Source organism: Tsuneonella mangrovi (assembly GCF_002269345.1).
GTDB classification, from domain to species: Bacteria; Pseudomonadota; Alphaproteobacteria; order Sphingomonadales; family Sphingomonadaceae; genus Tsuneonella; species Tsuneonella mangrovi.
The window spans coordinates 1247179-1266833 of record NZ_CP022889.1; the positions used below are offsets into that span (position 1 = coordinate 1247179).

14 protein-coding genes are annotated in these 19655 nt (G+C 57.7%); 7 read left to right on the top strand and 7 right to left on the bottom strand.

Translation table 11 applies throughout. From position 1 onward, the window contains the following. Positions 1-59: 59 nt before the first annotated feature. The 4 genes from CJO11_RS06155 to CJO11_RS06170 all read left to right on the top strand — a co-directional run bounded on the left by CJO11_RS06155 (position 60) and on the right by CJO11_RS06170 (position 6926). The gene (locus tag CJO11_RS06155) at positions 60-3299 is read left to right on the top strand and encodes a glycoside hydrolase family 2 TIM barrel-domain containing protein (RefSeq protein WP_095011924.1); all 3240 of its coding nucleotides are present in this window, start codon (positions 60-62) and stop codon (positions 3297-3299) included. Continuing rightward, on the top strand, positions 3296-4831 hold the full coding sequence (locus CJO11_RS06160) for an alpha-N-arabinofuranosidase (protein ID WP_095011925.1): 1536 nt from the start codon (positions 3296-3298) through the stop codon (positions 4829-4831). Before CJO11_RS06155 ends, CJO11_RS06160 begins: the two co-directional genes overlap by 4 nt. Before the next feature lie 9 nt (positions 4832-4840). After that, on the top strand, positions 4841-5887 hold the full coding sequence (locus CJO11_RS06165; RefSeq protein WP_240504589.1) for an arabinan endo-1,5-alpha-L-arabinosidase: 1047 nt from the start codon (positions 4841-4843) through the stop codon (positions 5885-5887). 91 nt (positions 5888-5978) lie between these two features. Further along, positions 5979-6926, top strand: a complete 948-nt coding sequence (locus CJO11_RS06170) for a glycoside hydrolase family 43 protein (RefSeq protein ID WP_240504590.1) — start codon at positions 5979-5981, stop codon at positions 6924-6926. 30 nt (positions 6927-6956) lie between these two features. Here CJO11_RS06170 and CJO11_RS06175 read toward each other — a convergent pair whose 3' ends face one another. After that, positions 6957-7655, bottom strand: a complete 699-nt coding sequence (locus tag CJO11_RS06175) for a hypothetical protein (protein WP_095011928.1) — start codon at positions 7653-7655, stop codon at positions 6957-6959. A gap of 41 nt (positions 7656-7696) precedes the next feature. Beyond that, positions 7697-8701: a glycoside hydrolase family 43 protein gene (locus CJO11_RS06180; protein WP_095011929.1), complete on the bottom strand. Its 1005-nt coding sequence runs from the start codon at positions 8699-8701 to the stop codon at positions 7697-7699. A 72-nt stretch (positions 8702-8773) separates the two neighbouring features. Here CJO11_RS06180 and CJO11_RS06185 point away from each other — a divergent pair, with 72 nt between their 5' ends. From CJO11_RS06185 to CJO11_RS06195, 3 genes are read left to right on the top strand one after another with little or no spacing between them, the layout of a single operon-like run. Further along, entirely contained in the window at positions 8774-9832 is a 1059-nt protein-coding gene (locus CJO11_RS06185; protein WP_095011930.1) for a nucleoside hydrolase, read from the top strand. Then, positions 9825-11375, top strand: coding sequence for a tryptophan halogenase family protein (locus CJO11_RS06190; RefSeq protein WP_095011931.1), 1551 nt, complete (start codon positions 9825-9827; stop codon positions 11373-11375). Before CJO11_RS06185 ends, CJO11_RS06190 begins: the two co-directional genes overlap by 8 nt. Before the next feature lie 7 nt (positions 11376-11382). Beyond that, a complete protein-coding gene (locus CJO11_RS06195) occupies positions 11383-13017 on the top strand; it encodes an alpha-L-fucosidase (protein ID WP_095011932.1) in 1635 nt (544 codons plus the stop codon). A gap of 93 nt (positions 13018-13110) precedes the next feature. Here the strand turns inward: CJO11_RS06195 and CJO11_RS06200 are convergent, their stop codons facing one another. The 5 genes from CJO11_RS06200 to CJO11_RS06220 all read right to left on the bottom strand — a co-directional run bounded on the left by CJO11_RS06200 (position 13111) and on the right by CJO11_RS06220 (position 19552). Beyond that, the gene (locus tag CJO11_RS06200) at positions 13111-14343 is read right to left on the bottom strand and encodes a cellulase family glycosylhydrolase (protein ID WP_150124985.1); all 1233 of its coding nucleotides are present in this window, start codon (positions 14341-14343) and stop codon (positions 13111-13113) included. A gap of 256 nt (positions 14344-14599) precedes the next feature. Continuing rightward, the gene (locus CJO11_RS06205; RefSeq protein WP_169829143.1) at positions 14600-16666 is read right to left on the bottom strand and encodes a S9 family peptidase; all 2067 of its coding nucleotides are present in this window, start codon (positions 16664-16666) and stop codon (positions 14600-14602) included. An 80-nt stretch (positions 16667-16746) separates the two neighbouring features. Further along, complete coding sequence (locus CJO11_RS06210; RefSeq protein ID WP_095011934.1) at positions 16747-17937, bottom strand: PepSY-associated TM helix domain-containing protein; 1191 nt, start codon at positions 17935-17937, stop codon at positions 16747-16749. Further along, the gene (locus CJO11_RS06215) at positions 17937-18557 is read right to left on the bottom strand and encodes an FMN-binding negative transcriptional regulator (RefSeq protein WP_205651112.1); all 621 of its coding nucleotides are present in this window, start codon (positions 18555-18557) and stop codon (positions 17937-17939) included. Before CJO11_RS06215 ends, CJO11_RS06210 begins: the two co-directional genes overlap by 1 nt. Continuing rightward, positions 18554-19552 (bottom strand): alpha/beta hydrolase fold domain-containing protein, encoded by a 999-nt coding sequence (locus CJO11_RS06220; protein WP_240504591.1) that lies wholly within the window; start codon positions 19550-19552, stop codon positions 18554-18556. The genes CJO11_RS06215 and CJO11_RS06220 overlap by 4 nt, the downstream gene beginning before the upstream one ends. Between the last annotated feature and the right edge of the window lie 103 nt (positions 19553-19655).

Here is a 19655-nt window from a genome sequence, read left to right on the forward strand (position 1 = left end):
TCGATTAGCATCCTATATTGTCTGACAAACAAGTCAAAGGCTGATTGAGGGATGGGGAAATGGCGGTGCTTGCAAGGCTCGCGGCTCTGGGAATTGTTGCTGCATTGCCTGTTTGCGCTGCATTGGCGGCGTCCGACGATCCGCGCATCGATCCGGTACAGGTCGACCCGTTGCGGCCCGATTGGGAAAATCCCGCAGTCTTCGCGCGCAACAAGCTTCCCGCTCACGCCACCGGCTTTCCGTTCGAGAGCCGGACGCTTGCGCTGCGCAACGATCTGGGAGCGTCAAATCGCTACGTGCCTCTTGACGGATTGTGGAAATTCCACTTCTCGCCCAACGTGAACCAGCTGCCAAACGGCTTCGAGAAGCCAGGCTATGATGTTTCGCACTGGAAAGACATTCCGGTACCATCCGATTGGCAAGCCCAGGGATACGGGCAGGCGCTTTACAACAATATCCACTATCCCTTCCCGGCTAACCGGCCGCTGATCCCGCACGATATCGACCCTGTCGGCTCGTACCGCCGCGATGTAACCATTCCTGCTGGCTGGCAAGGCAGCGACGTGATCCTGCACGTCGGCGCGGCCAAGTCGGCCTACTATGTCTGGGTCAACGGAAAGAAGGTCGGCTATTCGCAAGATTCGAAGCTTCCCAGCGAGTTCGATGTCACCTCCTTTCTGCAGCCTGGCCAGAATACGGTAGCGATTCAGGTCTTCCGGTGGTCCGATGGAAGCTATCTCGAGGACCAAGATTTCTGGCGAGTCTCCGGAATCGAACGCTCGGTTTATCTCTATGCCGTGCCCCAAGAACGGATTGAGGACACTTTCGTCCACGCAGGGCTCGACGAGGCTTATCGTAATGGCCAGCTGAGCGTCGACTTGAAAGTGCGAGGCGGGAATGCTGCTCAAGTGCGCATGACGCTGTTCGATGGTGATCGCGAACTACTCTCCCGCGTTGCCAGGCTTGGAGCGAGCAGAACAGACCGCACCGTCACTTTGAAGGCAGCGATCCCAAATGTTCGCCAATGGACCGCAGAAACGCCAAACCTTTACACGTTGGTTACAGAGCTGGTGGATGCCAATGGCAAGTTGCTACAGTCGACCGCACGCCGGATCGGTTTCCGCACCGTGGAAATCCGCGACGGACTGGTCTCTGTAAATGGCAAACCGATCACCATCCGCGGGGTGAACCGACACGAGCACGATCCTGAGACGTTCCACGTCGTTTCCCGCGCCACGATGGAACATGACATTGCCTTGATGAAGCAGAACAACATCAATGCTCTGCGCACCTCGCACTATCCCAACGACCCGTACATATACGAACTCGCTGACAAATACGGGCTCTACGTGCTCGATGAAGCCAACATCGAGAGCCACGGTTACATGGATTTTGCCAATCGGCATCCCGATGAGCGCGCGCATTGGCAGATCGGATTCGACCCGGCCTGGTATGACGCACATATCAGCCGCGTGACCAACATGGTCGAGCGGGACAAGAACCATCCCTCGGTCATCTTCTGGTCACTCGGCAATGAAGCCGGCATCGGTCCGGCGTTCGAGAAGGCGGCAATGGCCGCCAAGGCGCGCGATCCCGGCCGCTTAATAAGCTATTTGGGCTGGGGAACGTGGGGTGATTATCAGGACCACCGTCCCAACTGGTACGCGGACATCTATGCGCCGATGTACGACGGCGTGAAGGCCCTAAGTGACTACGCAACCAACTGGACATTCAAGCAGCCGGTGATCATGTGCGAATACGCCCACATGATGGGTAATTCGGGCGGCGACCTGAAGGATTACTGGGACACGATCTACGCCCATCCTGACAAGCTTCAGGGCGGATTTATTTGGGATTGGGTCGACCAGTCGATCTATGCCTATACCAAGGATGGCCGACGCTACTGGGGTGATGGAAGCATCTACGGGCACAACCCGAGCGGTGATCAGGACATCGAATTCGGCGATGGGCTGCTCCAGTCCGATCGCACACCGAACCCGGCTCTCTACGAAGTGCACAAGGTCTATTCACCGATCGCCTTTGCGGACTTCGACCCGACGACTGGCAAGGTAACTGTTATCAACCATCACGATTTTCGCGACCTTTCAGGTTGGGATTTCGAATGGGAACTTGAAGAGGATGGCGTACCTGTTGCCGGTGGTTCGCTACCGGCAAGCAGCTTGGCAGCGCGCAGCGAAGGAACAATGGAGATCCCCTTTGCCCGCTACGCTCGCAAACCGGGCTCGGAGTATTTCGTGACCATTCGAGCCCGGGCCAAGGCGGGCGCGGTCCCCTTGGTGCAAGGCGGGACCATAACTGGCTGGGAGCAGTTTCTGGTCCAGTCGCCAAAGGAACAGGCAACACCGACGTCCCCGGGCACGGTTAAAGTAGACCAGTCCAAAACGGCGATCACTTTGTCGGCAGGCGATACGCAATTGTCGATCGACAGCAATACCGGCTTGGTCGGATCCTACACCGCACAAGGCAAGTCCTTGCTCATTGGAGGGGCGCCCAATTTCTGGCGAGCCGTGACCGACAATGATCTGGGCGTCGGTACGGCACGGAATTTCGCGATCTGGAAGGAACTCAGTTCCAAACGCACCGTATCCGCAATCACGACAAAGAAGCTCGATCATGCTGCCTCGATTTCGGTGGTCTATCAACTTGGCGAAGGGCAAGCGCGCTTCACGACCAGTTACACGATGATGGGCGACGGATCGGTCAAGGTGAACGGCCAACTCGAGCCGATCTCGAAGGACCTGCCTCCGCCCTATCGCGTCGGCCTCTCGTTCTCGATGCCGGAGGATTACAGCACCGTCGAATGGTACGGCAGGGGGCCGCATGAGAGCTACGTCGACCGCAAGACGTCGGCAGCAATCGGATTGTGGCGCGGTGCAATCGCTGACCAGAATCACGACTACATCCGCCCGCAGGAAACCGGCAACAAGGTCGACGTGCGCTGGATGGAAGTTGGCGGAAATGGGCGCGGCGTGCGGATTGTAGGCGACCGGCCACTGATGATGAATGCTCTTGCGTTTCCTTACGAAGACCTCTTCCGGCGTCCGCCGGGGACCTGGAAATCGACCGACGTAGTTCCGCACGGCAACGGCTCGCTACTTGTCGATTCGGTTCAGTGGGGCGTGGGTGGTGACACCCAGTGGAGCGACTTCGGTTGGCCGCTGGAACAGTATCGCACGACAGCAACACCGACAAAAATCAGCTTCAGCCTGTCCCCGTTCAGTGGGTCGGGCACAACCCCTGCAAAAGCGCGCCCAGCGCGCGAAACGGAGAGTGAATGATGTTCAAGCAGCTTGCCACAGCTTTGGCACTGGTGACCGCGGCGCCGCTGGCGGCGCAGACCACGGTTACCGTTGAGGCGGACCATCCGGCGCCGGTCTACAACAAACGACTGTTCGGCCAGTTCGCCGAGCACCTCGGCACGGGCATCGAGGATGGTATCTGGGTCGGCAAGGACAGCAAAATCCCGAACATCGACGGCTATCGCAAGGATGTCGTGGACGCCCTGAAGGAGATCCATGTTCCGGTAATCCGCTGGCCAGGTGGTTGCTTCGCAGACGAATATCACTGGCGTGAGGCGATCGGCGATCCGGCCAAACGCAAGGTAAAGATCAACACTCATTGGGGCTACGTGACCGAGGACAATGCCTTCGGCACTCATGAGTTCATGAATTTTGCCGAGTTGGTCGGTGCGGAACCCTATGTTTCGGGCAATCTCGGCAGCGCACCGCCCTACGAAATGGCGGAATGGGTCGAGTACATGACCGCGCCGATCGGATCGAGCCTCGCCAAGGAACGCGCCGCGAATGGGCGCGACAAGCCCTGGAACCTTACAATGTTCGGCCTCGGCAACGAACTGTGGGGTTGCGGCGGAAACATGCGGCCCGAATATGCCGCCGATCTCACCCGCCGCTACAGCACCTTCGTCAAGGTTCCTGCCGGCGAGCACCTGACAAAGGTCGCGAGCGGCGCGAATGCCGACGATACCAACTGGACCGACGTGATGATGAAAATGGCCGGCAATTCGTTCGATGCCATCGGTGTGCACTACTACACGATCCCGTACGACTGGGGTCACAAGGGCTCAGCGATCGGCTTCGATGAAGACCAGTGGGCCCGCACGCTTGCCAAGACTGAACGCGTCGACAAGATCATCTCCGATCACTCGGCGATCATGGATAAGTATGACCCGAACAAGCGGGTTGCGCTGCTGCTTGATGAATGGGGTACCTGGTACGATCAGGACCCCGGCACCCACCCGGGTTTCTTGCGCCAGCAGAATTCGCTGCGTGATGCTCTGGTAGCGAGCCTCAACTTCGATATCTTTGCCAAGCACACGGCTCGCTTGCGAGGCGCCAACATCGCCCAGATGGTCAACGTGCTACAGGCGATGATGTTCACCGACGGGGCCAAGATGGTGCGGACGCCGACCTACTATGTGTTCGACATGTACAAGGGATACCAGGATGGTGTCGTCTATCCCGTCGAAATTCAGACGCGCACCTATTCAAAGAACGAATGGTCACTCAATGATGTCAGCGCGAGTGCGGTCAAGGGCACCGACGGAGTGTTGCGTGTTGGTCTGACCAATGTCGATCCGAACAAGTCGGAACCAGTGTCAATCACGCTCGAAGGAGTGAGCGGAAGGTCGGTAAGCGGCCGCATCCTGACCGCTTCCAAAATAGACGCGCACAACACTTTCGACAATCCGGACGCCGTCGTGCCGGCCCCGTTCAACGGTGCACGTATCAAAGGCGAAAAACTCACGTTGACGCTCCCGCCGAAGTCAATCGTTATGCTTGAAATCCGCTAGTCAATGTCAGTGTCTCTGGTCCCGAAAGCACTTCTCGTCGCTTCGCTGGCCTGTGCGAGCGTGGCGGCGAGTGCTTCCGGGGAGATTGTTCAGCCGACTGTCAACACCGGCTCGGCTCTCCCACACGAATACGTGTCTGTGCACGACCCGGTAATGATCCGCGAGGGCAACACCTACTACGTCTATTCAACGACGAGAGGGGGACACGGCCCCCTGGTAGCCTGGAAGTCCAACGATCTGGCGCATTGGCAGCGCTTGCCCAGTCCGTTGGCGAACCTTCCCGACTGGGCCAGGGAGGCCGTGCCTGATGCGCGCGGCATGTGGGCGCCCGACATTACCCGTGTTGGTGGGAGATATCGGCTCTATTACGCGGTTTCCCGGTTCGGTACGCGCAATTCGGTCATCGGCCTTGCCAGTTCGGCGAGCCTTGATCCCAAGTCGCCGCACTACGGCTGGCGCGACGACGGGCCAGTGCTTTCGAGCAGTGACCACGATAATTTCAATGCGATCGACCCCAACCTGGTCGTAGACAGCAATGGACGCCAATGGCTTGCCTTCGGCAGTTTCTGGAGCGGCCTCAAGATTATCGAGCTCGATCCGGCAACAGGCAAACCAAGGTCCGATGCCAGCCCGATTTCAATCGCAGGTCGAGACGCAGCGCACGGCCATGCGATCGAGGCAGCGCTAGTCATTGCGCACGGGAAGTATCACTATCTCATCGCCTCGTTCGACAATTGCTGTCGCGGCGTGAAAAGCACCTACAAACTTGCTGTCGGGCGCTCGGAAGCGGTCACCGGCCCGTATGTCGATGAGCAAGGCGTCCCCATGCTCGACGGCGGCGGGACGATCATACTTCAGGCGGATAAGGACTCGCGCTTTCGCGGGCCCGGCCATGCAGGCTACTTCAAGGACCGGGATGGGGCCGAACTGCTCGTATATCACGCCTACGACGCGGACCGCAGAGGCCAATCGACCCTGCGCATCGCAAAGATTGTGTGGGATGCCCAAGGTTGGCCGGTGCTGGAAGACTTGCACTCATACAAGAGGAGAGACTGACATGGATCGACGTGGATTCCTGCATGCATCTGTGGCTGGGGCCGGGATGCTGGCTGTCCCTAGCCGCAGTTTGGCCGCCGAAGACTGCAAAATGCAGCAGGCCATAAATCCGCTGGTCTTCCAGCGCGCCGATCCGTGGGTCTTGCTGTCCGAAAGCGGAGATTACTACTTCACGGCATCGGTGCCCGAATACGATCGTGTGATCTTGCGCAGCGCACGCAGCGTGGCGGGGCTATCCAACGCGACCGAGCGGGTGCTGTGGCAACGACCGGCGAAGGGTCGCATGGGAGGGTATATCTGGGCTCCGGAAATTCATCGGATCCGCGGCCGCTGGCTCATTTATTTCGGTGCCGGTGACAGCGACGAGGTATTTCACGTCCGCGTCTATGTTCTCGTCTGCGATAGTGACGATCCGATGACCGGAAACTGGAGCGTTCTCGGTCAAGTTGAGACCGAGTGGGACACCTTCACTCTCGATGCGACAAGCTTCAACCATCGCGGCACGGACTACCTCTGCTGGGCACAGCAAGAACCCGGCATCAAGACCAATTCAAACCTCTATCTCGCGCCGCTGGCGACACCTACGACTTTTGCCGCGACCCCGGTGCGCCTTTCCATCCCGACGCTCGAATGGGAAATCCAGGGCTTCAAAGTCAACGAGGGTCCCGCATTCCATGCGCACGGGGACAAGGTTGTATTGACCTATTCGGCCAGCGCTACCGATGCCCGTTATGCGATGGGAATGCTTTGGGCCGATGCGGGTTCGGACCTGATGGATGCAGCCAGCTGGACCAAATCAATTGAACCGGTTTTCAAGAGCGCGCCCGATCACTGTGTTTTCGGACCAGGCCACAACAGTTTTACCAAGGACACCTGCGGGCGAGATCTGCTTGTCTATCATGCACGCAGTTACAAGGATATCGTAGGCGATCCGCTTTACGACCCGAACCGCCATACACGGGTGCAGCACTTCACATACGATGACAGGGGCCTGCCGGATTTTGGAGAGCCGGTCCGCGCTGGTCCGCTGCGCGATTGAGGTCGTGTGGCGGCTTTGCCGCCGCGCAACTCAGCGAAGCGCGACCACGAAATGGTGGACTTCGCCAGCGAAGGCCACATTGATCGTCGCGACCTTTGCCCGGCGTGAAACGCGATCTGTCAGGAATGCACCGCCGTGGCTTCCATGCGGCGTGATCTCGCTCTCGCCCAGCATGGACGCGCGCAGCTGACGGGCCTGGTCCGATTCTTCGACCGCCTCTTCGTCGGCATATCTCTCGCCGGGAATACCCGCCTTGACCCCGGTCCGATCACTGTTGTCGCTCTTAGCTCCCGTCGTGAAATCCGTCGTGCTAGCGGCGTTTGCTCCGTTTGCACTGCCACCGGCCCCAAAGCCGGCGAAATTGGGAGCACTAGCAGCGCGGGCCAAGGTGCTGTCGCTTGTACCGTGGCTGCGAGACCGGCCCAACAGATCGTCGACGGTAGCAACGTTTACCGCCTTTTGGTCGACAGTGATCGAAATCGAGCTTGGCCCGAACTGCTGCGAGGTATCGCTCCAGTTCGCGGCCACGATTCTGACGCTTAGGCGCTTGTCCTCGCGATCGGGGCTTACGTTGAGTGTGATCGCGCCCTTCACGCCCTTCGAGGTCAGCGTGTCGCCAGTTGCACCGTTTGTCGTTGATGTTTGGGTATCGCTCGGCTGACTGGCGGCCATCAGCGGTGCAGGGATTGCCAGCCCCAGGAGGGAAGCGGCGCAGAAAATTCTGATCATGGTCTTTGCCTCTTTTGAACTTCGAGTGGCATGTCCGGCAATCAGCCAGTGGGAGTCCCCTTGCCTCCGGGTGGAAGCGTCACGCCTTCACGCGTCTGGACGATCGGCTTCATGAGGCCATTTTTGTCGTAGCGCAGGTTCTCGACTGCGACCGAACGGCGGAATTGCATGCCCTTGACGCCATCGATTGTAAGCGTGCCGTTGTGGTAGAAGAAGTACCAACGCCCTTTGAATTTCGCGATGCCCGGGTGGATCGTGAAACTGTTGGTCGCCCTGCCGGTCAGTTCACCGCGAAATGTCCACGGCCCTTCAACCGACGGCGCGGTGGCGTAAGAGATGCGCTCGTTCTTCTGCTTGCCTTCGATGATCGAAGCATAAGTCAGGTAATAAAGCTTTCCTCGCCTATGCAACCAGGGACCTTCCAGGTAGTTGGTGACATGCAGCTCCTGGGGCTCGCCATCCAGCTCGATCATGTTCGGCTTGAGCTTGGCGAGATAGAGGTTGGAATTGCCCCACGCGAGCCAGCCGGTCCCATCGTCGTCGATAAACACCGTAGGATCGATATCGCTCCAAGTGCGCCAAGTCGCCTTGTTGTCGAGAACGAGAGCCGAGCCGCGTGCATCATGGCAGGGGCCGACGGGCGAAGCGCATTGCGCCACCCCAATCGCCTTGCCCGGATCGCTCTTGTCGTGTTCGACCGTCATATAGAAGAAGAACTTGCCGTTCTTCTCGATCATCTGCGTCGCCCATGCTTCGCCAGACGCCCATGCAAAGTCGGTCGGCTTCATTATCACGCCCCGGTTGGCCCAATGGCGCATATCCTTGGTCGAATATACGACCCAGTCATTCATCTTAAAGTTCTGGTCGCCTTCGTCGTGACCAGCATAGAGATAGAGCGTATCGCCCACTACCAGCGGTGCCGGATCGGCGGTGAACTCGTCGCGGAAAATCGGATTACAGCCAACACAATCGGTCGAATTCGCAGAAGCTGAACCGGCAGCCATCAACAATGCAATCGACAGAGCCGAGTTCAAGAGCGTTCGCATGACAACCTTCCCACTTTTCCGGAAGGCTATTTTGTCCTACAAAATATGTCAAGCGAGAGGAGATAAGCAATCATGTCAAAGGATGTGGCTTGTGCCACCGCGGTCCATCGGCGAAATTTCCTCGCCTCAGTCGGATTTCTTGCCGGACAATTAATCTGTCCGGTGTCATTCGCAAAGTCGCCTAGACCTCGCCAGAGGGTCATCATCGACAACGATTTTTCGGGCGACCCCGACGGTCTGTTCCAGCTAGCACACCACTTGCTTTCTCCATCAATAGCAATCCCCTTCGTAATCGGATCGCACATACATCGAGACGATTTCCTCGATCACTCAGAACTGCAAGCCGACAATGCCGCCGCGCGTGCGCATGCTTTGGTCGCGGCGATGAAACTTGCTCGCGCGCCGGAGATTCTGGCCGGACGAAATGCATCCCCAGTGCCAAGCGCAAGACCGCAACGCACTGTTGTAACCGATCGGATCATTGCCGAAGCCAATCGCTCGGACACTTCCGTACCGCTAGTTTATGCAGCTGGCGCCGGACTGACCGAGTTGGCAGAAGCTGTGCGCATAGCCCCCAGCATCGGCCGAAGGATAAGGCTGGTGTGGATCGGCGGGATGGAGTGGCCGCAGCTCACCGCCCCTGCGCTGCTCAAAACCGCGCCGGAGTACAACATGACGATCGACCTCGCAGCCGTGCGGACGATCTTCAATGCCAGCGATATCGAAATCTGGCAGGTGCCACGCAACGTCTATCGGCTGGCAGTGGTGTCGATGGCAGAGCTGCGAGCAAGGCTGGCAGAAGCCGGCTCGCTCGGCTCGTTCCTAGTCACCTCTCTGGATAGTGTCCGCTCGAGGTGGGACGATCAGATGGGCGAGACGTACATCCTTGGCGATTCCCCGCTCGTGACACTGACGGCGCTTCTCAGCGCGTTCGAACCGGATACTTCGTCGAGCAGCTATGTGGTTCGTTCGACACCGCTTATTGCGGCGAACGGAAGTTACATTCTGCAAGCAAGTGGCCGGCCAATGCGCGTCTACCGCTCGATTGACACGCGGCTGACCTTTGCCGACATGTTCGCGAAGTTTGCAGCTTTGGGTCAAGGTAAGGGAACGAGCCAAGCCGATGGATAGACGACCGACCAGCCGAGACGCCGACGCGGTGACGCGAGTTGTAATCGTCGGCGGCGGGACCGCCGGTTGGATGGCGGCTACCGCACTTTCCCGATTCTTCGGCTCCTCTACCTGTTCGATCACGTTGGTCGAATCCGATGCGATTGGCACCGTCGGAGTTGGGGAGGCGACAATCCCGCCGATCGTCGGTTTCAACTCGATGATGGGGATTCCCGAAGAAGAATTCATGCGCGAAACGCGCGCGACCTATAAGACCGCGATCGAGTTCGTGGGTTGGGGCAGCCCAAACAGCCGATACATGCATCCATTCGGTGCCTTTGGGCAGGACTTTCACGGGATCCCGTTTCATCAGCTTTGGTACAGCGCAAGATCGCGACAAAAGAGCGGACAATTCGACGAGTATTCGATGAGTGCGGCGGCCGCTCGCGCAGGTCGCTTTGCCAAGCCAGGACGGAACGAACAAACACCCTTGGCTCACATCGGCTACGCGTTTCACTTCGATGCCACTCTCTATGCGGCATACTTGCGTCGACGCGCAGAGCATCAGGGCGTCAAACGGCAGGAAGGTCGCATCGTCAAAGTCCACCGCAACGGCGAGAGTGGCGATGTAGCGTCAGTTGAGCTTGAAGACGGAACCGGAATCGATGGCGATATCTTCCTCGATTGTTCCGGATTCCGCGGACTTCTGATCGAAGAGGCGCTCGAAACAGGCTACGAAGACTGGAGCCAATGGCTGCCGATGGATCGGGCATTGGCGATGCCCACCTCCAATGTAGGTGCCCTGCATCCTCACACCCGGGCAACAGCCCATGCAGCAGGCTGGCAATGGCGCATCCCGTTGCAGCACCGCACCGGCAATGGCCACGTGTTCTGTAGTTCCTACATGGATGCCGACGAAGCTGAACGCATCCTCATGGAAAACGTCGACGGCGAGGCACTTGCCGAGCCACGCCTCCTCAAGTTCTCGACCGGAATGCGCAAGAAGGCATGGAACCACAACGTGATCTCGTTGGGGCTTTCGTCCGGTTTTATCGAACCGCTGGAATCCACAAGCATCCACTTGATCCAGCAAGGCGTCCTGCGATTCGTAGCCCTTTTCCCGGAAAGGCGGATCAACCCGGCCGAGCGCGACGAGTACAACGCCAATTTACGCCAGACCTATGAATACGTGCGCGATTTCGTGATCATGCACTACAAGGCCAACCGGAGAGAGGATAGCGAGTTCTGGCGTGCGATGCAGGCGATGGAGGTTCCGGACTCGCTCCAACATCGGCTCGACTTGTGGCAAGTCCATGGGCGGATTTTCCCTAAGGAAGCGGACATTTTCGTGACCCCGAGTTGGGCGGCAGTACTGTTTGGGCAAGAGGTTTGGCCTGAGCGACCGGACCAGGTGGTCGACGGGCTGGTCGTGGAGCATGTCGACAAGGCACTCGACGACATCCATACCGCTTATCGCGGGACCGCAGCGCGCCTGCCGACGCACGAAGAATACCTTCGCAAGATCGGCGCGTGGTCTGATCGCGCAGACGCGCGTCCCGATTGATCGTTCGATGAACTCAATCAAGACCAGTAGGCGAGATTTTCTTGGTGGCCTCTCTGCAGGTCTCGGAGCCTCCCACATATCAACGACAGCACTTGGCGCCGAAGCTCCTGTTTTTGAGCCAACCTGGGCATCGCTTACCAGCAAGTTCGCAGTTCCAGATTGGTTTCGCGACGCTAAGTTCGGCATCTGGGCACACTGGGGGCCGCAGTGCGTACCAATGGCAGGCGATTGGTACGGACGACGCATGTACCTCCAAGGTGACTGGAAATACCGCCATCACCTGAAACACTACGGGCATCCGAGCCGGACAGGCTACGTCGACCTGCTGGACGGTTGGACTGCCGAACGTTGGGAGCCGGAAAAGCTGCTCGATCTCTACCAGAGGGCAGGTGCGAAGTATTTCATGGCGCTTGCGGTTCACCACGACAACTTCGACACTTTCGCGTCGACTCATCACCCGTGGAATGCGACGCGGATCGGCCCGAAACGGGATGTAGTCGGCACTTGGGAGAGGTTGGTTCGCGAGCGAGGGATGAAATTTGCGATCTCCAACCACGGCTCGCACGCCTGGCACTGGTTCCAGCCCGCCTATGGTTATGATCCCGAGGGGCCGCTGAAAGGCGCTCGCTACGACGCGTGGCGCCTGACAAAGTCAGACGGCAGGGGCAAATCGTGGGAGGGGTTGGACCCACAAGCACTCTACACTGGGCGTAGCATGCCATTGCCGCCCGGTATGACTTCGATCAAACAAGCCAATGATTGGCATGAAGCGCACGATCGCGTCTGGACAGAAGCTTCGCCGCCGCACAACCCCTACTTCGCTGAACTCTGGAAGGCACGAGCGATCGATGCGATCGACCGCTATCGCCCAGACCTGCTTTATTTCGACGACACTGGCGACCTTCCGCTTGGCCAGGCCGGGCTCGATGTAACTGCGCATCTTTATAATCGAGGGATCGAATGGCACGGCGTACCCAACCAAGTTGCCGCTACCGCCAAGGAATTGCCGCCTGAAAAGGCTGCAGCAGTGATAGACGATGTCGAACGCGGGAATCTTTCAGAGATTGCTAAGGAACCATGGCAGTCTGATACCTGCATCGGGGACTGGTTCTATGACGAAGGCGTTTACATGCGCCACGAATACAAGACCGCAACTACCGTCATCCACCGGCTATGCGATACCGTCTCCAAGAACGGCAACCTCATGCTGAGCATACCGATCCGGCCAGACGGGATGCTCGATGCGGATGAACACGCGATCCTCGATCAGATCGGCGACTGGATGCAAATCAACTCCGAGGCGATTTTTGGCTCGAGACCTGCGCCGATTTTTGGGGAAGGACCAACGAAAGTTCCGGGCGGGATGATGGACGAGCATTCGAACGAGCCGTTCACGGCAGCCGACATTCGCTATACCCGCAAGGATGATGATCTCTACGCAATCGCACTCGGCCTTCCCGCAGACCGCAAAGTCCGCTTGAATGCGATAGATACAAGCGCAGTCCAGTTTGTCAGGCTACTGGGAGAAGCGGCACCGCTTCCATTCAGGCGAGAAGCGGGCGGATTAACAATCGAACTACCAGACAATTTGTCTCGGTCCCACGCGCTGGTGTTCCATTTGCCTTCGGTTCTTAGGAATTGAAAAGCGATTAAATAAATCGAACCTTGCGCAGAATCGGACCGCGAAACACTCCTAACTGCCGTTCTCTTAGTCCATGCTGTGGGCAATCCATTCCTAATCCCCACCATATTGGGCCGGTGGCGGAGTTTGCGAAAGGTGATGGATCAGCTCCACTTCGGCCTCACGGTATGGTCGTCCGTCGCGGTAGAGGACATCGTGAAACCATACCGACGGTTCGCTCAGGACATAGGGACGTTCCCAGCTGTCCCAAGGTAGCCATGTTTGCTCTTTTCCTCTCACGAACCCCCAGTTGAACATGGCAACATCGTGCTTCCAGCCGACCGGTAGCGATCCATCGAATGTCGAGCCCGCGCCACGTGCCATGTACTCCGTGCAAAACACCGGGCGGCCGTACGTCTCGAGTTGCTTTATGCGAGCCCGCATGCTCTCGGGCCATCCATAGTCATGGAAACTAATGACGTCAGATTGGGCGAGCTGGATCTTTTCCATAGGGATCAGCTGCTCGGGATCCGACCAATCGGCCACATAGCCTCCCCAGACGCCGCTCGTAAGCGGTTGCTCAGGGTCGACGCTGCGAGCCCATTCAAATACTTCCGGAAGTAGCTTTTCTACCAGCTGCACCTTGTCAGATGGTTGCCCAGGGTACTGGCTCGCGAGGTTGTCCGGTTCGTTCCAAAGATCCCAGCCAAGAATGCGCTTGTCGTGCGCGAACGTGCCGATGATGCCCTTCACATAGGCTTCCAGCCGCGGAATCTGTGCTGGATCCTGAAGCGCATCCGTGCCCGGAGACTGAACCCATCCAGAGTTATGGACACCAGGTATTGGGGGATGCTGTGGCCCCAGCTTGGGATGCGGATCCCAACAGCTATCGAAAAGCACGAACAAGATCTTGATGTGATGCCGGTCGGCAATGTCGAGTAGGGTGTTCATTCTCTTCACCAGGCCCGCACGATCCTGCCGCCAAAGCAGGTCGTGCAGGAAGACGCGCATGCTGGTCATCCCGATCTGCTGCGCCCAGCCGAATTCCTTGTCGATCTCAACCGGATCGAAGGTGTCGGCTTGCCACATCTCCAACTGGTTGATCGCGTTCGAGGGTAAGTAGTTTGCGCCCACGTGCCATTGCTGTGCGGCATACCATTGTTGAGCTTGCTCGGGGGTCCAACGGTCCCGCGCATGAGCCGCAGGTGAGGCAATCAATACAATGAGCAAGGCGATGAGGGTCGGGAATAACCTAACGGGAGGCAGTCCAATGGGTTTGGCGCAAAGGCCAACGGCCCGGTCGTGCAGCAATGGGAATAGGGTCAGTCGATCACGATAGTCCACCATTCCAACCAATCCCCCCAAATAGTTCGCATTCGGTTGCGAGCATCCGGGACCTAGCATTGGAGAGATCAAGCCGCCACAAACAAGAGATCGGAACCTGGATCTTCGCCAATGCGGCCATTCCGCTTCTGGGCCATTTGCGGACTGTCGGCCTTTGGTTCTCAGGGCTGAGAATGTAGAATGTCCGCAATTGGGTCTCTAGCTAAACGTCACTTCGGGTGAAGATCCTGGTTCTGACAGGTCGTAATTGGAGCTCCTCTCAAGGTCTCAAGGCCTCGATTGCGAAGGCGTACATTCGCGAAACTTGCGTATACTCCTCGAAGCGACCTCCGGCTCCATGGTGTCCACCCGCCATTTCGGTGTGGAGCAACATTGGTTGATCGCTTGTCGACAACTCACGGAGCTTTGCGATCCACTTTGCCGGCTCCCAGAAACCTACCCGGTCATCTGCAATTGCCGTGGTCGCTAGCGTAGGTGGATAGGCCTCAGGTCTGACGTTGTCGTACGGCGAGTAGCTGGCGATGTAGTCGTAAGCTTTTGGATCACTCAAAGGGTCACCCCATACCGGACGTGTAAGGGGAACGAGAGGATGCGTCGCGTCACTCATGGTGTTGAGCATATCTACGAAGGGTGCTTGGCCAATGACTGCTCCCCACATATCCGGCCGCATATTCTCAGCTGCTCCGACGAGCAATCCGCCGGCTGAGTACCCGTGTAAAACGATGCGCTTTTTGGCGGCATGCCTCTGCGTGATGAGCTCTTCGGCGCAGGCAATAAAGTCAGTAAAGCTGGTCTTCTTCGAAAAGCGTCGAGCTTGCTCAAACCACTGCCAACCCTTTTCTGACCCGCCGCGCACATGTGCGACCGCCCAGATCCAGCCGCGGTCGATTAGGGAGATGAGCGGGAGCGAGAACCCGGTTTCGTAACTGTAGCCATAGGCACCATAGCCAGTCAGCAGCAACGGAGCGCTACCATCGAGTTTCGTCTTCTTCGATCGAAGCACCGTGATCGGAACCTGAGCACCGTCTGGCGCTGTCGCATGGAGCCGCGCGACTACATAATCGCTGGATGAATATCCCTTTGAGAGCTCCGTCCGAGCAAGGAGCCGTCTCTTTCCTGTCGTCAGGTCACACGACAACCATTGCTCGGGAGTCCGCGGAGACTGGTACTTCAGTCGAAGCGTATCACGAGCGTATTCCGATGGCACCAAACTAAGCGAATATGCAGGTTCGTCGAACCTTATGGGTTGATACGGTTGGCTCCGATCCGCCCCAACCGCGTTCACATGGGCATTGCCTTCCACGCGCTCCAACCAAACCAGATGTCCTGCAAAGGGCTTCAATTCCGTTATGAAGCGCCCCGGCCTGACGGGAATCCACGGCTGCCAGTGTTCCCTTTGCGGCGTCGAAATCGGCGTGCGCATGATTTTGAAATCTTCTGCACCGTCAGCGTTGGTGCGGATCACGAAATCATCGCGCCAATGTTCGACGTCATAGAAAATTCCAACTTGCCGCAGCGCAACGAGAGTGGGCTCGCTGGTCGGATCATTGCCAGAAATGATTCGCACCTCGCTCGTCACATCGTTCCAGCATCGGATGAAGAGATATTGGCGCGAAGCGCTTGCCAGTACCTCGAGCAGATAGGCGGGGTCTTTCTCCTCATAGACGAGTTCATCATGCCCACCTCGAGCCAAGCGACGATAGAGGCGCGCGGGACGACTGTTTGCGTCGCGCCAGACCCAGAACAGCCACTTTGAGTCGGGGGAAAAGACGAAGTCGCCGAACGCGCTGGTCGGTGGATCGGGCATCAGATTGCCTGTCAGGATGTCTTTTACCTGGATCGTGAACTTCTCTGATCCAGTCGTGTCTTCTGCCCATGCAAACAACGACTGGTCCGGACTGTGTGTGACGTTCCTCACGGAAAAGTAGGGTCGGCTATCTGCCCGCGCCGCCACGTCCAGGAGTACGGTTTCTTTCGTACCTTTGCGCGGACGACGCAGATATGTCGGGTACTGCGCTCCAGGCGAGAAGCGAGTGATATAGGCCCAGTTGGCATCGAACTCTGGGAGTGGAGCAGGATCGGAGCCTGTCCTAGCAATCATATCCTGAACCAATTCGTGTTGCAGCTGGACTGTCGGTTTAAGCACCTGGCTGCTGTAGGCATTCTCTTGCGCGAGATAGGCCCCTATTCCCTGGTCGAGCGTCGTTGGATCACGCCAGACGTCCTTCCAGTTTTCTGGCTTGAGCCAGGCGTAGTCGTCGACTCGAACTCGCCCTAGTTGTTCAATCCGGCAGGGATGCTTTGGAGTGACAGGTGGCCGTGGCAATTTACACGCTGGGACCGGCCATGCTCGCGCTCCAGCCGAGACTGCTGCAAGTGCTACACCAGCTAGGAAGCTTCGCCGCCTCACGATGAACCCGCTGAGGATTGCCTCAGGCGATTGGTTTCCAACCGAGACTGGCGCTTCTTCCACCAAGTGTAGACACCGCTCACGCACATCTCTGCCGTAGCAAGACCAAGCAAGAAGATGATCGCGACGCCGATTGGACCAATCACTTCACCGCTGTGAAGAGGATAGAGAGATCGACTGAGCTTTCGACCCGCGCTGTCGGAATACGGGCTATCGATATATTCGAGATGTCCGTCGGCACCGCTCACATAGTAGGTAATGGGACCCAACCAACGATAGTTCTCGACTCCCGAGGGCGTAAACATAAGTCCATATAGATCCCGAGATCCAATGTAGCTGAGCTTGGCTGGTTTCCATTGAACGCCGTCAGCCAAGGCTGCCGCATTCGCCTCCTTGAGGGCTTTCGAAAATCCAATTGGCTGCTTGCTCAGGATCTCGGGTTCAGGTTGGTCGAATGGAGATTCCCGCGCAGGAGATATTGCCTCAACAGCTGGCGTGAAGGCCTCATCAAAGAAGTTCATGCATACAGAAGTGAAGGCGAGGACCACGACGCCAATAAAGAGCCACAACCCGCTTGCCCGGTGAAGGTCCAGCATGAAACGACGCAGCTTCGCACGACCATCAATCTTCCACATTCGCTTCCAACGCCGCCAAAATGGTTTGGTCAGAGGCAATGTCAGATAGAAGCCTACGACGTTTCCAACGAGCCATCCCAGGGCTGCCAGACCCATTATCCAGCGGCCCCAAGTTCCAGCGAGCAGAGTATAGTGAAACTGGAAAACGCCTTCGACGAGGTGGCGACGTCCCCACCCAGGTTCTAGCTTGCGGGTCCCGACGAGATGCCCGTCATGTGGGTCCAGGAACGCCTGATCAAAGCCTAGCGGCGATGCCGAATTTCGAGATGTGACGCCAAGCTCAATGGTATGTCCAACTGCAGTGCGGAGCGGGAAGGATACGACCTCGATTCCGGGATGACGGGCTTCGAACTTGGTGACAGCATCGATTGGATCAATCTGCACTCCTACAGATGAGGCAGAGAACAAATCAGGATTAAGCTTGGCGTCGATGGCCTTGTCGAAGCACAAGAAGCATCCTGTCACTGCAGCGATGAACAAGAAGCCAAGAGTCGTGAGCCCGAGGTATCTGTGAACCACTATCCAGAGCTGGTGAGTGCTAGCCCTGCTCATCAGACCTGATCTGACTTTGCCGCGCCGCGCTTCACATTAAAGCTCTGCATCCAATGCGCGAGGCCGTTTCCAGCGAGACTTTCGACGATTGCTGAAAGTACATCATCGCTCTCGTCCTGACCCAGTTTAAAGCGCGCATCGATCCTTCGGATTGGGGCGCGGAAGGCAATGATCCGTTGGATCAATTGATTGTAGCGCTCCCCAAGCTGATCTGCGCTCCAAGCAGGAGAATGGTCGCGCTCCATTTTCCTGACGAGCCTGGCGACCACCTCATCGTTCAACTTGGGGTCAAGATCGATTTCCGCCTCGATTCGCAATGCCGCATAGTTCCAAGTTGGTCCCCAGTTCGTGCGACCCGCCATCGATGGGGAAATGTAGCCGTGCGGGCCCATAAAAAGAAACAACGCAGACGAATCCGCAGTCACTGCTTCTACTTGCGGGTTGGAAACTGCGAAGTGGCCCACCAGTGAAATCGGTGCGCCTTGCTCATTCGTTTCGAGTAAGATTGGGAGCGGTGTCGCGCGAAATCGATCGGCGTTTGAGACAATCCAGGCAAACGGGTACGTCTCGATCAGTTCCACCACGTCCGAATTGGACCAATTTTCAAACCGTTTGCTCACGCAGAATTCGTCCCAAGAATGGTGCCCAGCCAATCCGCGGCATCGTCGAGAGCATTGGACGCAAGCCTGGAGATGCTCATTGCTTCGAGGAAGCTGTGCGTCGCACCCTTGTAAATTCTTTCGGTAACCGGAACGCCAGAATCGCGCAGCCGCCTGGCCATTTCCCGATTTTCATCGGCAAGGATGTCACATTCGGCGATGCACATGAACGCCCGAGGCAATCCTCGCAGATCACCTAAAAGCGGGCGCGCAAGTGGGTTCGCCTCGTCAGCCGAGTTGCGCAGATAGTCTGACCAAAAGTCAGCCATCTCGGCGACCGTCAGCATGAAATTGTCGCCATCGTAGCGCGCGTGCGAAGGGCGATCGGTCATGTCGTACGCGCCGTAGTTGAGCAGCATTCCGGCGACGACGTCTCTTCCGCTATCCCGCAATGCAAGATTTGCCGCCAATGCGAGGTTGGCTCCCGCCGAATCACCACCGGTTGCGAGACAGCCGGGATCCAGTCCGAACTGCTCACCCTCGGACCTTATCCACGAAATGACGTCAGCGATTTCCTCGAGCGCGCGTGGAAACTTCGCTTCGGGCGACAGACTATAATCTATGCCGATCACAGCGATCGATGCCCGGGCCGCGTATTCGCGCATGAGCCGATCGTGCGTATCGAGGCTGAATATCGTCCACCCGCCGCCGTGCATGTAAACTAGTCCCGGGATAGGCTCGCTACCTTCAACCGGACGGTAAATCCGAATCCGAGTTTCCCGAGGACCAACTTTAAGCTCTTGGGTGGAAGACATGGTTGGTCCCCCGGCTACCCACCGCCTGCGAACTTTCTCGGCGACAAGCCGTCGCTCGGCGGGCGCAAGGCCAGGCCGACCGCCGAATTCGGCACCATCCTCCGCGATCTGGTCGAGAAATTTCCGAATTTCGGGATCAACATCTTTCTGTTGTTCGGCTAGTCTGCTGATTCCGCTGGAACTCCCCGGCATCGTGCTCATACCTGCAAATCGGCGTTGCGCCTGTCGACACCTTGCAATGAACGACGACTGCAAGCTGTGCCTGCCGACGCGGGCCAGAAATCATTCCGCACGGGCAACTGAC

What these genes read in the sequence shown, in the direction of transcription:
- CJO11_RS06155 (WP_095011924.1), top strand. Translation starts at nt 60, where the DNA reads ATGGCGGTGCTTGCAAGGCTCGCGGCTCTGGGAATTGTTGCTGCATTG.
- CJO11_RS06160 (WP_095011925.1), top strand. Translation starts at nt 3,296, where the DNA reads ATGATGTTCAAGCAGCTTGCCACAGCTTTGGCACTGGTGACCGCGGCG.
- CJO11_RS06170 (WP_240504590.1), top strand. Translation starts at nt 5,979, where the DNA reads ATGCAGCAGGCCATAAATCCGCTGGTCTTCCAGCGCGCCGATCCGTGG.
- CJO11_RS06175 (WP_095011928.1), bottom strand. Translation starts at nt 7,655, where the DNA reads ATGATCAGAATTTTCTGCGCCGCTTCCCTCCTGGGGCTGGCAATCCCT.
- CJO11_RS06180 (WP_095011929.1), bottom strand. Translation starts at nt 8,701, where the DNA reads ATGCGAACGCTCTTGAACTCGGCTCTGTCGATTGCATTGTTGATGGCT.
- CJO11_RS06185 (WP_095011930.1), top strand. Translation starts at nt 8,774, where the DNA reads ATGTCAAAGGATGTGGCTTGTGCCACCGCGGTCCATCGGCGAAATTTC.
- CJO11_RS06190 (WP_095011931.1), top strand. Translation starts at nt 9,825, where the DNA reads ATGGATAGACGACCGACCAGCCGAGACGCCGACGCGGTGACGCGAGTT.
- CJO11_RS06195 (WP_095011932.1), top strand. Translation starts at nt 11,383, where the DNA reads ATGAACTCAATCAAGACCAGTAGGCGAGATTTTCTTGGTGGCCTCTCT.
- CJO11_RS06200 (WP_150124985.1), bottom strand. Translation starts at nt 14,343, where the DNA reads ATGGTGGACTATCGTGATCGACTGACCCTATTCCCATTGCTGCACGAC.
- CJO11_RS06210 (WP_095011934.1), bottom strand. Translation starts at nt 17,937, where the DNA reads ATGAGCAGGGCTAGCACTCACCAGCTCTGGATAGTGGTTCACAGATAC.
- CJO11_RS06220 (WP_240504591.1), bottom strand. Translation starts at nt 19,552, where the DNA reads ATGAGCACGATGCCGGGGAGTTCCAGCGGAATCAGCAGACTAGCCGAA.